Below are 12,611 nucleotides of genomic sequence, written 5' to 3' on the forward strand. Positions count from 1 at the left end.
CCGGGTACTGCCAGTCCCTCCCTCGTTCCGGGGCGGCGGCGTAGCGTGGAGGCCATGACACACAGCGACGACGTGCGGAAATTCCTGACCTCCCGCCGTGCAAGGATAACGCCCGAGGTAGCCGGCCTCCCGGTCTATGGCGGCAACCGGCGGGTTACCGGGCTGCGCCGCGAGGAGGTGGCGATGCTCGCAGGGATGAGCGTCGATTACTACGTCCGCCTGGAGCGGGGCAACCTCTCCGGCGCCTCGGACAGCGTGCTGGAAGCGCTCGGGCGCGCCTTGAAGCTCGACGACGCCGAAACGGCCCACCTTTTTGACCTGGCCCGCGCCGCCACCGCCTCCCCCCGGGTGCGGCGCAAGCGCAGCCCGCAGACTGTGCGGCCGAGCGTGCAACGAGTCATCGATGCGATCACGACGGCCCCGGCCTGGGTCCGCAACGACCGCGGGGATGTCCTCGCCGCCAACGAACTGGGCCGTGCGCTATATCTGGACTTGATGGCCGAACATACCACCCCGCCGAACAGCGCACGGTTCACCTTCCTGAACCCGAAGGCGCGGGAGTTGTTCGCCGATTGGGAACGCGCAGCGGATGACATCGTCGCAGTCCTGCGCTCCACAGCCGGAAAAAACCCGTACGACAAGGACCTGACAGACCTGATCGGTGAACTCTCAACCCGCAGCGAGGAGTTCCGCACCCGGTGGGCACGGCACGATGTGAAGTACCACCGGACCGGCCGGAAGCGGCTCCACCACCCGGTCGTCGGGGATCTTGACCTAAGCTTCGAAGCGCTTGAACTGCCCGGCGACCCGGGAGTGCGCATCAACGTGTACACGGCCGACCCCGGGACACCCTCCGAGGACGCGCTGAAAGTCCTCGCCAGTTGGACGGCCACCCAGCGCGAAACGACAGTGGCCGCGGTCAAGGAGAAGAAATGAATCACCGTCCCTTTACGGTGCTCATCGCCGGCGCCACCGGCAGCATCGGCCGCTACGCCGTGGTCGAAGCGCTGAACCAGGGTTACGCGGTCCGGGCTCGTGCGTGACCAGGCCCGTGCCGAGTGGCCGGCCAAAGCATCCGCGACCGGGCCGACTTGGTCCGCTGAGAACGGTTTCGTCACCCGGTCACGGAGCTTGGATGGTTTGATTAGTCCGTGCTCCGTCTAAAACGCCTTATGGTTTTCAGTTTGTTCGCGGTTTGCGTCATCACCGCATTCTCGTTTTGGGCAACCAGGCAGCCCGGCGCAGACGCCCTTGGGGTCCTTTCTCCACCGCCGCGGGCGGGGGCGAAACTTGACATGCTCTCCACCGGCATGACCACCGCCGTGAACGTCACCCGGAGCCCGGATGCCCAGTGGCTCACCCGGGCTGCCGCGCAGACCGGGATCCCTGCCCGCGCGCTCCGGGCCTACGTTGCTGCGGCAGCCACGGCCAACGACTCCGCTCCGATGTGCGGAATCGGCTGGAACACCGTGGCAGCTGTCGGCTTCGTCGAATCCGCGCACGGAACGTACGGCGGCGGCAGCCTTAACGCTGCAGGGCAGGCGAGCGGCCCAATCGTGGGCCCGAGTCTCGATGGTGCCGGATTCGCCGCCATCGCCGATACGGATGCGGGTGTCCTGGACGGTGACGCCCGCTGGGACCACGCCGTCGGACCCATGCAGTTCATTCCCTCCACCTGGCAGCTTGTAGGGCGGGACGGGAACGGGGACGGAACGGCGGACCCGTTCAATATCGACGATGCCGCCCTGAGCGCGGCGACCTATCTGTGCGCCCACGGCCGTGACCTCTCAACCGCACAAGGGTGGACCGATGCCATCTACTCCTACAACCAGTCCGATCCCTACGTTCGCCGGGTGCGGGCCCAAGCCACCGCATACGCCGCGAAGACGGGCACCGCCGAATGACTGAAGGTCCATGGCGGTGGACGCCAGGGGCCCGGTGAAGCCACGAGGCGCTCCAAGCGGCCGGCGGGGATGTTGGAGGTGTTGCCGTCCTCCGACTTGGCCAGCAGTTCCCTGAAATGGCGCCGGTTGCCGAAGGCCACGTCGCGCAGAACCAGCAGCGCCAGGCGGCGCCGAGGACCTCGAGCGCCGCTTTGATCGGGCGCCGCTGGGTCTTACCCGGCGCCTTGCCCGTCACGGTCGAAAGGGACGCCCGCCATCATAGCTGTGGAATCCCTGGCGGCGTCCGGGACTATTTCCTTGAATCAAGCAGTTATGCAGCTGGAACCGGACTGGGTCTGCGCGAAGCGCTCTTGGATGACGACGGGAATGAGACGACGTGACGACAACACCTGCAGAGGGAGTCGGCTTCCGCTCGAAGCGCGGACCCATACTGATTTCCCTGATGCTCTCGACGGGACTGGTGGCGATCGATTCGACGATCGTCGCCACGGCGGTGCCGTCAATCGTGCATGACATTGGTGGGTTCGCGTCCTTTCCATGGCTCTTTTCTGCCTACCTGTTGGCGCAGGCCGTGGCCGTGCCCGTCTACGCGAAGCTCTCCGACGTCGTCGGCCGCAAACCGATCATCCTGATCGGTATCGGGCTGTTCCTACTCGGTTCGATCCTCTGCGGAGTGGCATGGAGCATGCCGGCCCTCATCGCGTTCCGTGTGCTGCAGGGCCTGGGCGCGGGAGCAGTCCAGCCGATGGCGATCACGATCGCCGGCGATATCTATACGTTGACTGAGCGGGCGAAGGTGCAAGGCTACCTTGCGAGCGTGTGGGCGGTGTCCTCCGTCGTTGGTCCGACGCTCGGGGGCGTGTTTTCCGCACTGGGAATTTGGCGTGGGATCTTCCTCGTGAACATCCCACTTTGCCTCCTGGCAGGGTGGATGCTGCTCCGAACGTTCCACGAGAATGTCGAGCGCGCCAAGCACCGGGTCGACTATCTGGGGGCAGGCCTGCTGACTGTCTCGCTGACGCTGATCATTCTTGGGGCCCTCGAAGGCGGCCAGGCGTGGGGCTGGACCTCCGCCATCAGCGTTTCGGTGTTCGCCGGCGGGGCACTCTTGTTCGCCGCGTTCATCTTCGTCGAGCGGAGGGCCGCCGAGCCGGTCCTACCGCCGTGGGTCGTGTCCCGGCGGCTGCTGGCGACGACGGCACTGATCTCCTTTGGCGTTGGAGCGGTCATGCTTGGCCTCACCTCTTACGTTCCCACATTCCTCGAAGGAGCCCTCTCGACCTCCCCGATCCTGGCCGGCCTCGCGCTGGCAGCATTGACGATCGGCTGGCCGATCAGTGCGTCCCAATCGGGCCGGTTCTATCTTCGGATGGGGTTCCGGAAGACCGCGATGATCGGCATTACTATCACGGTCATCGGTACGACAGTACTTGCCCTCACCGCGTCTACACCCAACGTTCTCCTGGTGGCGGCGAGTTGCTTCATCGTAGGACTCGGGCTCGGGCTGGTGGCCACCCCGAGCCTCATCGCCGCCCAGTCCAGCGTCGACTGGAATGAGCGCGGAGTTGTCACCGGTACCAATCTTTTCGCGCGGTCGATCGGCAGTTCCATCGGTGTCGCGGTCTTCGGGGCGGTTGCCAATGCGATCTACGCAGGAACTCCGGGCGGCAACACGGATCCGCACACAGTCGTCTCGGCCTCCGCGGCCGTTTTCCTGGCCGTACTGGCCGGTGCCGTACTCACAGTCGTCGCCGTTTTCGCGATGCCCGCCTCAGACAACAAGACCACCGCTCGCCCGACCATAGAACCCGCGTCGGCCGCCGAGCCCAGTACGGCATCTTCACAGGATTAGGACCGCTCCCAGCCTCTGGTCCGTATGGCAACCGCCGGGACTGCCCGTTGCGGTAGAGATCCAGACTGGTTTCAGCGCCACCATGGGGCCGGTGCCCAGGCGGTGCCGAGGGGTAGGGTGGTGGCGATCTCGGACCAAACCGCTGCCGATAGGGGCCGGTAAGTGTTCTCGTGCACCGTGGTGTCCAAGAAGCCGGCGGCGTGGATCTGCAGTTGCACTGAGGAAACGCATTGGACATGTCGGGTCCGTTGACGGCAGATTTCAACCGTAGTGCTCGGCCAGCCTGGCCAGGCCCTCGTCAAGCGAAACGGCGGGGGTCCAGTTGAGGAGTTTGCGGGTGTCTCGCTGGTCGAACCAGTGCGCGACGGAGAGCTGCTCGGCGAGGAACCTGGTCATCGGCGGCTCATCTGCCCGGCCGGACCGGGTCCACACTTTCTCCACGACCGATCCTGCAGCACGCGCGAGGCTGCCCGGCACCGTCCACGACGGCGCGGGGACGCCGCCGGCGGCGCAGATGCCCGCCAGCAGCTCGCCAACCGGGCGGGGTTCGCCGTTGCTGACGACGAGCGCCCGGCCGTGGATGTACTCGAGGCGGCGCAGCGCGGCGACGATGGCCGAGGCCGCGTTGTCCACGTAGGTGGTGTCGATCAGGGCCGCACCGGCGTCGAGCAGCGGCAGGCGGCCGCGGCCGGCGCGTTCCAGCACCCGTTCCACCAGTTGCGTGTCGCCGGGGCCCCAGACGATGTGCGGGCGCACTGCCGCGACCCGGAAATCCGGTACGTCTGCGGCCAAAGCCAGCAGTTCAGCCTCGGCCTTGGTGCGGGAGTAATCGCCGTGCGCGCGGGCCGGGTCCGCTGGGTCTGCTCCCAGCCCGGCGATGGCGGTCCCGCAATTGGCCACGGACGGGGAGGAGACGAACACCACGTCCCGCACGCCGGCCTCGCGGGCCGCGCGGAGCAGGCGGCGGGTGCCTTCGACATTCACCGCGTCGAAATCCGCGGCGTGGCCGGTGAAGGAGACCTTCGCGGCCAGATGGATGACGCCCTCGGCGCCGGCGACGGCGCGACGGACGGCGAGGCCGTCCACGATGGACCCCAGGAGGTCAGCAGCGCCGTCGACGCCTGAGGGGCGGCGCTGGAACGTGGTGACGGTGTGGCCTTGGCTCACCAGCAGCCGGGCCACAACACGGCCGAGCAGGCCGCTTGCGCCGGTGACGAGGACCCTCATGGCCTGCCCGGCCGGCCGCCGGCCAGCACCGCCGAAGCCCACCGCGACAGGCGGGTCCTGTCGATCTTGGCGTTGTGACGGATGTCGGTCGGCTGGGAGGGGACGACGAGCACGGCGGAGATGCTGACGCCGGCCTGACGGGCCGCATCCCGTACCCGCCCGGCGAGCAGCGGCGCGGCGGGGCCGGCCCGGCGGGCTGGTGGTACAGTCTCGACGACGGCGACGACGGCCTGGGTGCCGGACGGGCCGACCCCGACGACACCGGCCCGGCCGACGTCGTCCAGTCGTTCGATGGCCTGCTCGGCGCCCACTGGCGTCACTACGGTGCCCGGCGCCGTCACGACGTGTGCGAGGCGACCCTCGACCCAGAGCCGGCCGGCCGCGTCGAGGTGCCCGACGTCGCCGGTGCGGTGCCATCCGGGGGTGCGGGCGCTTTCGCGTTGGGTCAGCCAGAGCCTGTCGTAGGTTTCCTTCACGTGCGGGGCGCTGACGAGGATCTCGCCGGTCACTCCAGTCTCCGTGCCGGGGTGGTTCCCGGGTGCGGTGCCGTCGGCGGCGAGCGTGATGATGGCTACGCGGGCGCCGTCCACCGGCGGGCCGACGCACACGCCGTTGCCGGCGCCCGCCATGGTGCCGGCGGCGGCGTCGGCCCCGGCGGCGCGGATCTGTTCGAGGCTGATGTCGGTGACGGGCAGCGCCTCCGTCATCCCGTAGGGGGTGTGCAGGGAAGCCCGGGGGAGCAGCCGCTGCATCTCCGCGAGGAGGGATTCGGGGACGGGGGCGCCCGCGGAGAGCAGCAGCTCCACGCGTCCCATGGCCTCGTGCCCGGGCCGGTCCAGACCGCCCCGGGTCGCGAGGACGTTGCGGAGGGCCGCGGGCGAGGCGAAGACCACCGTGGCGTCGATGGCCGCGGCGGCGGCCGCCAGCGCCCGGGCCGTCAGGGTGCGGGGCGCGGTGACGTCCATGGCGGGCGTCACCGAGACTGCTCCGAGCGCCGGTCCCAGCAGGGCGAACGGCGCGAAGCCCGCCACCAGGCGGGCGCCCGGGCGGATCCCGAGCGTCGCGGCCACGGTATCCCGCATCGCGGCAAGCTGCCGGTGGGTGTAGAGCACTCCCTTGGCGGGACCGGTGGAGCCGGAGGTGAAGAGCACGGCGGCGGGGGCGTCCGCGGCGGGGGCCAGGGCCCGACCCCGGCAAGGGTGTTCCGGGCTGAGGCTGGCTCCGCGGCGGGCGAGGGCGGTGAGGGAGGTTTCGACGCCGAGGAGGCGGCGGCGGGGGGCCGGCAGGTCCCGTACACTGATGCGCCGTCCCGGCCAGCCGAGCACCGAGGCGGCCGCCAGCGCCTTGTCGATCCCGATGAGGAAATCCGGGGTGGCGCCTTTCACAGCGCGGCTCAGGCCGCGGGCGCCCAGGCCGGCGTCGGCCACGACCACCACCGCGCCCAGCCGCAGGCAGGCGTAGAGGACCACGGTCAAATCCACGCCCGGAGGCACCATCAGGCTCACCCGGCTGTGGTTCCCTACACCGGCTGTCTGCAGTCCAGCCGCGAGGGCCGCAATGTCCTTCTCGAGCTCCCGCCAGCTGAGCGCGCGGGAGACGCTGCCATCAGCAGCCATTTCCGCGACGGCAGTGTCTCCGCCGCCAGGTCCGGCCGCCAGTGCGGTGAGCGGCGCCCAGAAGGGCGGGACCTCGGCGACGGGCACCAGGGGATCGGCCCCGTCCTCGAGCGTGGAGCCGTCGGCCGGGGTGTCCGTCCGCTGAAGGCCCGCTCCGCTGTCCCGGCCGAGCCCGGCAAGCCACTCGAAGACGGGGGCGGCGATGTCCCGGTCTTCCGCGAGCAGGTGGCCGGCACCCTCGAAGCGGTGCACTTTCGCGTCCGGCAGCCGGCTGATGAGGTCCTTGAGGTACCGGTCGGAAAAGATCGGGTCCCGCGGGCCCCAGAGCATCAGAACCGGAACCGTCAACCCGCGCAGGCCGTCCGCGACGCGGTTTAGGGCCGGGAAGCTGGGGTGGGACGCGTCCGCGGGAATGTCCGCGACGAAGTTCCCCACGCCGGCGCGGCGGTCGGCACCGCGGTAGGGGGCCATGAAGGCGCTGCGGACATCCGCGGCGAGCGGCGGGTGGGCCAGGGAATGCGTCACGCGCAGGAAGGTGTCCGACGTCGTCGTTCCCCAGCGGTGCACCGCAGGGTGCAGGGCAAGCCGCAGCGCCGGCGGGATGCGGGAGCCGGAGGGCTGGTGGACGGCGGTGTTGGTCAGCACCACCCCGGCGAGCTGCTGCGGATGTGCCACGGCCCAGCCGAGGCTGATCACGCCGCCCCAGTCGTGGCCCACGGTGACGACCGGCCCGACGAGTCCGAGCGCGGCGGTGAGGTCGCCGAGGTCGTTGATCCGGTCCTCCAAGCGCCGGAACGAACCGGTGCGCTCGGAGAAGCCCATATCCAGCTGGTCCACGGCCACCACCCGCCACGGTTGTGCGGGGTCGGAGCCGGCGGCCAGCAGGGTCCGCCACAGGTAGGACCACGTCGGGTTGCCGTGCACGCACAGCAGGGTGCCGGCAGGTGTCAGGCCGCGGCGGGAGAGCTGGGCACCGTTGTCGAGCACGTGCCAGCGGCGCACGGTTCCGGGCCCATCCACGGCGGAGGTCGACGCCACATCGATGTCCCGCGACCACTCGGGGTCGACGCCGGGCCAGTCGGCGGCTACCAAACGATTTCCACCATCGCGGTGTTCAGACCGGACCCGACGCCCATGCAAAGCACACGGTCCCCGGCCCCGAGAGTCTGCGCTTCGGCCGCGAGGGTCATTGGGAGGGAGGCCGGGCCCACGTTGCCCCAGTGCGGGAACGTGATCGGCACCTTGCCCGGATCCAGGTCGATGGCTTCGATGATGGCCTGGGTATAGGCATTGCTCACCTGGTGCGTGACGTACCGGTCCATCGAGGCCCAGTTCCATTCCGGCTGGGCCTCGTGCCAAGCGTCGACCACGAGCTGCAGGCCGCCGTCGAGCAGGCCCCTGGTGTCGGTGGCCATGCCGTCGATGCCGCCCACACACAGTTCATGGTGCTCGGTGCCGGCACGCATCACGCCGCCGAGGATCCGGTGCGCCCCCGGGTGCCGGTCCGCCGGGCCCAGGACGGCCGCAGCGGCTCCGGAGCCGAGGGTCAGGGTGGCGAACTCGCGGTTAAAGTCCTCGCGGGTCGTCTCGGGCCGCTGCAGCCGGGCCAGGGTGGCCTCCTGCGTTGCCTGGGCATCCTCACCGTTGACGATCATCGCGTACTTGATCTGGCCGGAGTCGATCATGTTGGCCGCCAGCGTCATGCCGTTGACGAAGCCGAGGCAGGCGTTGGCCAGATCGAAGTTCATGGCCGACGACGGCAGGCTTAGCCCGTGGTGGATCTTCACCGCGACGGACGGTTCGAGGTTGCGCCGCGTAACGGAGGTGTTGATCAGCAGTCCAATCTCGGACGCTCCTATGCCGGACTCGGCCAGGGCCTTTGCGCCTGCCTCGATGGCGGCGTCGTCGAACGATGTCCCGGGTGCCCACCACCGCCTGTGCGTGATGCCGGCGACCCGTTCAAGCAGCTTCGGGGGGACCCTCAGCCGCCGCAGGGTCACAGCAAGCTTGCGGTCGAAATCCACGGAGCTGACGATCCTCGGAGCTTCGACGCTGCTCACCGAAAGCAATGCGGTGTTGCTGTGCCGGAATGTTGCATTCCCTACCAATTCAAGCCCCTGTTCATGTCCGTCCTGCGTTCCGACGGTTGACTGCACCTTCAAGCTCACGCCCAAGGGCTTAACTATGCCCCGTTTCTGCATATTCCGCGGCGCGCTCCACTGTATGAGTGGGATCATCACCGTTGGTGGCCCCTTGTGTGCGTCCGCCTTTTTGTTGTTCCCTGGACCGGCGGGCGCCGGTATCCTCACCGCGTCAGGCAAAGCAACGGCCGGGCAGCCATGACGACTGCCCGGCCTCGCCGGTATAGGGGCGCTGTTATGCGGCCGGTGCTGCCGGGGCCTTCTTCCCTAGTGCCTGGGCGGCCTTTTGGATCTGGGCACCGTATCCGCCGTCGAGCGCGGTGTCCTTGATCTTTTTGGCCTGGGCGTCCACGTCAGCCGGTGCGGCGTTCTTAAGGGTCTTCAAGTCAGCCTGCAGGTTGGCCGGGAGCTTTGCGAGAAGCTTCGGGTGGCTGATCACCTGGTCAGCGACTTTTTGCAGCCCGGCACCCGGGTTGGCGGAGCTGAAGGCGGTGCGCAGCTCCTGGCGCAGACCGGCGACACCGGTCGCAGTCTTCTCCGCAGCTTCCGAACGCTTCTGGATCTCGGCGCCGTATCCGCCGGACAGGGCCGTGGTCTTGATCTTGACGGCGGCCGCCACCCGGTCAGCCGGGGCTGCGTCCTTGAGCGCCTTCAGGTCGGTCTGCAGCGCGGCGGGGAGCTTGGCGAACACCTGCGGGCGGTTCACCAGGGCGGCCGCTGCCTTCGCGGCGCGGTCGCCCGCTGCCTGCGGGCTGTCCGCCCTGATCTGCAGGAAAGCGCCGAGGCCGTGCAGGCCAGCGTGTGCTGCTGCTTTCGCCCCGGCAGACGGGGCCGCCGTCGCAGTCGCCGAGGGGGACGGGGACGAGGGTGAAGCTGAGGCGGCACTGACGCCCGCGGCGGCCATGGCGCCGGCGGCCAGGACCGCTGCTGCTCCCACGCCGAGGCGGGTCTTCAATGAGGGGGTTGTCGGCATTTCTACCTGTTTCCTTCCGCTTTCGAATCGTTGCGGGCCGGAGTACTTTTCCGACCTGAAGTCACTGTACGGACCGAGGCTGGATGGCAACTGAAAGCAATCTCCCGATTCGTTCCACCGGGCTCAGCTGCGGAGGGGCTCATTTATGAGGTCCACGGCAATCGCGGTGCGGACGGCACGCCCGCGACCAGAGCTCGCAGCGGATCCATATTCGCACCACCGGGATTCCGCGCAGATGGTGGCCGCACCTCGGCAAGATGCAGTTTATCGGCGGGCATCGGCCCGGCATGCTGCGCTCTGGGAGGCGGCTCCGAACCATGTCGGCAGGTGGCGGAGCAGGTCGTTCTGGTCTTCGCCGATCCATGCGACGTGGCCGTCGGGTCGGAGCAGGACGGCGGGTGCGTCCAGTCCTCGGCTGACGTCCGCGACCTGCTCGATCCGGTCAGTCCATCCTGTCACGGAGAGTTCGCCGGTCTGGTCCAGCAGGAGCCCGCGGCCTCCGCGAGTCAGCTCGTAGAGACGACCCCGTGTCAGAGTGATGTCGCGCAGTCGTTTGCCGAGCAGCTCGGGTCCTTCGCCGAAGTCATAGCGGACCCCGATCGCGGTGACCTTCTCGGCCAGGAAACGGTGGACGTCCTCGAAGTCCATCAGCTCGGTCAGCAACCGGCGCACGGCACGCGGGCCAGGATCGGCGGAAAGCAGCTCGCTCTGGGCGCGGGTGATGGTCAGTACGTCTTCGGCGACCGGGTGACGCTCGGTGTAGTAGCTGTCCAGCAGCCCTTCCGGTGCCCAACCGTTGACCTCGGCGGCGAGCTTCCAGCCAAGGTTGAAGGCATCCTGGATTCCCAGGTTCAAACCCTGCCCTCCCAGGGGCGGGTGGACGTGCGCGGCGTCGCCGGCCAGGAGAGCCCGGCCCACTCGATAGCGTTCGGCAAGCCGGGTGGCGTCGCTGAATCGGGACAGGGAGCGTGGTGAGTGGGCCCCGAAGTCGGTTCCCGCGTAGGCACGCAGCTGCGTGCGGAACTCCTCCAGGGTCGGGGGGACCGAGCGATCCTCAGTCACGGCCGCCGCGGGCACGACGGCGCGGTGCAGGCCGTTTCCGGCGGGGCCGATGCCGAACCCCTTGTGGGTCTTGCGCACCTCCTCCGCCACCTCGGCCAGCTCGGCCGCCGACGCGGTCACCTCAACCTCGCCGAGGAGCCACTCGGTTTTCGCCGGCTCGCCGGGAAAGCCGATACCGAGCAGTCTGCGCACCAGACTCCGTCCGCCGTCGCAGCCGACCAGCCAGCGAGAGCGCAGCCGGGTGCCATCGGCCAGCTCGACCCTCACCTCGTCCTCGTCCTGTTCGACACCCGCCACCCCGCAGCCGCGGCGAACGTGCGCCCCGAGCTCGACGGCGCGCTCGGCCAGCAGGCGATCGGTGACCGGCTGGGGGATGCCGAGGACGTAGCCGTGTGCGGTGTCCAGGGTCGCCGGCCGGGGTTTGTCGATCCCTGCGAAACGGCCGACGCCGCCCGGGTACTTTTGCCCGTGGGCGAGGAACCGGTCCAGCAGCCCGCGCTGGTCCATGATCTCGATGCTGCGCACGTGCAAGCCGAGCGAGCGGACCGCGCTGCCCGGCTCCGCGTCCTTCTCCAGTACGAGCACGTCCACGTCGTGCAGTCGCAACTCGCTGGCCAGCATCATCCCCGTCGGGCCGCCGCCGCTGATGATCACGTCGTGCATGTGAAACCCCAATCCAATAACTCACCTTGCGGCCTGCGGTTCCGAACGGCGAAGGCGCCCGGCGCAGTCCGATTTCCGCAGGTCTTTTTGCCGCGGTCAACCATTGTCGTCGATGGTAGGGGCCTTGCGGCAAGCCCCCGGGCGGACTGTATTCTGAGAGTGGCAAGGAGATCTATTCACCTTGCCTTTTGCATGCGCCGGGTCGGCTTGCGAAGAAGTTAAGTCGCCGGCGCGAACCGCACCGGATGAGAACGCACACGACGCCGCAGAGCTTTAGAAGTGAGAATTAAGATGCTCGAATAACGCATCTCTTTGGTCCATCATACTGGCAGCCTGGCCAATGGCTGCTTGAAGAATGTTATTCTCCAGGGCCTTTATCGCTGCGTCAACAAATTCATCCACCGGCATCCCCCCATGTGTTTGGCCCTTATCCTCGCGTCGATCGTGGCCAAGCTCGGTATCCACTGACGGCGGCACGATCTTATCGACGCTGATGCCGGTTTCTTCAAGCTGCTTACGCAATGAGAGTGACCATGAGTGAACGGCCGCTTTGGTTGGACAATAGACCGGCAGAAATGCGATTGGTGTATAGGCCCGTCCGGAGGAAAGATTCACGCTGGCCGATCCGGGCCGCTCCCTTAATTGTTCCACCACTAACGACGACAGATGCATCGGAGCAACCAGGTTTGTCGCAATTTCCCGTTCAACTGCCGACAGGTCGATCGGCTTGGCCAGGCCGCCCGTGAGTTGTATGCCCGCATTATTGATAAGAATGTTCAGATCGGGACATTCTTGAACCGCGAGGCGGACCAGGTTTTCCCGAGACGCCGCCTCCGTCAGATCGCACTGGATGGTGACGAGATCCGGGTATTGCGCTTTGAGTTCCTCTAATCGATCGTTACGCCTGCCGCAGATGATGACGGTATTTCCAAGTTCCAGGAAATGCTGCGCAAACCCTATTGCCGATACCGGACGTACCCCCCGTTATGAGTATGGTGTTCCCGGTCAACCTCATAGTTCCTCCTGGGGCAGTAAGCCAACCTTGCCTTGGTAATGTTCTTCTTCTCAGAATTTACAGGCGTCACGAACGTCGGTCAGCTTGAAAGTCTGCGCATCCGGCACTTCAATTGCCCCCGAGACGATTCATCAAGCAGGGCGCGATCCGGCGCCGTT

At 67.8% G+C, this 12,611-nt stretch carries 9 protein-coding genes; 3 read left to right on the forward strand and 6 right to left on the reverse strand.

The features are described from left to right. The first annotated feature begins 54 nt into the window (after positions 1-54). The 3 genes from AC1DCZ_RS16000 (at position 55) to AC1DCZ_RS16010 (ending at position 3,756) form a co-directional block, all read left to right on the forward strand. The gene (locus tag AC1DCZ_RS16000; protein WP_476975469.1) at positions 55-936 is read left to right on the forward strand and encodes a helix-turn-helix transcriptional regulator; all 882 of its coding nucleotides are present in this window, start codon (positions 55-57) and stop codon (positions 934-936) included. 374 nt (positions 937-1,310) lie between these two features. Beyond that, on the forward strand, positions 1,311-1,904 hold the full coding sequence (locus AC1DCZ_RS16005; protein ID WP_476975470.1) for a lytic transglycosylase domain-containing protein: 594 nt from the start codon (positions 1,311-1,313) through the stop codon (positions 1,902-1,904). 376 nt (positions 1,905-2,280) lie between these two features. Beyond that, positions 2,281-3,756: an MFS transporter gene (locus AC1DCZ_RS16010; RefSeq protein WP_476975471.1), complete on the forward strand. Its 1,476-nt coding sequence runs from the start codon at positions 2,281-2,283 to the stop codon at positions 3,754-3,756. A gap of 261 nt (positions 3,757-4,017) precedes the next feature. Here the strand turns inward: AC1DCZ_RS16010 and AC1DCZ_RS16015 are convergent, their stop codons facing one another. The 6 genes from AC1DCZ_RS16015 to AC1DCZ_RS16040 form a co-directional block, all read right to left on the reverse strand. Then, the gene (locus tag AC1DCZ_RS16015; RefSeq protein WP_476975472.1) at positions 4,018-4,983 is read right to left on the reverse strand and encodes an NAD-dependent epimerase/dehydratase family protein; all 966 of its coding nucleotides are present in this window, start codon (positions 4,981-4,983) and stop codon (positions 4,018-4,020) included. Further along, positions 4,980-7,691 (reverse strand): alpha/beta fold hydrolase, encoded by a 2,712-nt coding sequence (locus tag AC1DCZ_RS16020; protein ID WP_476975473.1) that lies wholly within the window; start codon positions 7,689-7,691, stop codon positions 4,980-4,982. The genes AC1DCZ_RS16015 and AC1DCZ_RS16020 overlap by 4 nt, the downstream gene beginning before the upstream one ends. Next, positions 7,685-8,707 (reverse strand): 3-oxoacyl-ACP synthase III, encoded by a 1,023-nt coding sequence (locus AC1DCZ_RS16025; protein ID WP_476975474.1) that lies wholly within the window; start codon positions 8,705-8,707, stop codon positions 7,685-7,687. The genes AC1DCZ_RS16020 and AC1DCZ_RS16025 overlap by 7 nt, the downstream gene beginning before the upstream one ends. Positions 8,708-8,975: 268 nt before the next feature. Further along, positions 8,976-9,713 carry a hypothetical protein gene (locus tag AC1DCZ_RS16030; RefSeq protein WP_476975475.1) on the reverse strand — a complete coding sequence of 246 codons (738 nt, stop codon included), beginning with the start codon at positions 9,711-9,713 and terminating at the stop codon, positions 8,976-8,978. A 264-nt stretch (positions 9,714-9,977) separates the two neighbouring features. Then, positions 9,978-11,438, reverse strand: coding sequence for a rifampin monooxygenase (rox, locus tag AC1DCZ_RS16035; protein ID WP_476975476.1), 1,461 nt, complete (start codon positions 11,436-11,438; stop codon positions 9,978-9,980). A 273-nt stretch (positions 11,439-11,711) separates the two neighbouring features. Next, the gene (locus tag AC1DCZ_RS16040; protein WP_476975490.1) at positions 11,712-12,398 is read right to left on the reverse strand and encodes an SDR family oxidoreductase; all 687 of its coding nucleotides are present in this window, start codon (positions 12,396-12,398) and stop codon (positions 11,712-11,714) included. Positions 12,399-12,611 lie beyond the last annotated feature (213 nt).

Source organism: Arthrobacter sp. 10N418, assembly GCF_056394725.1.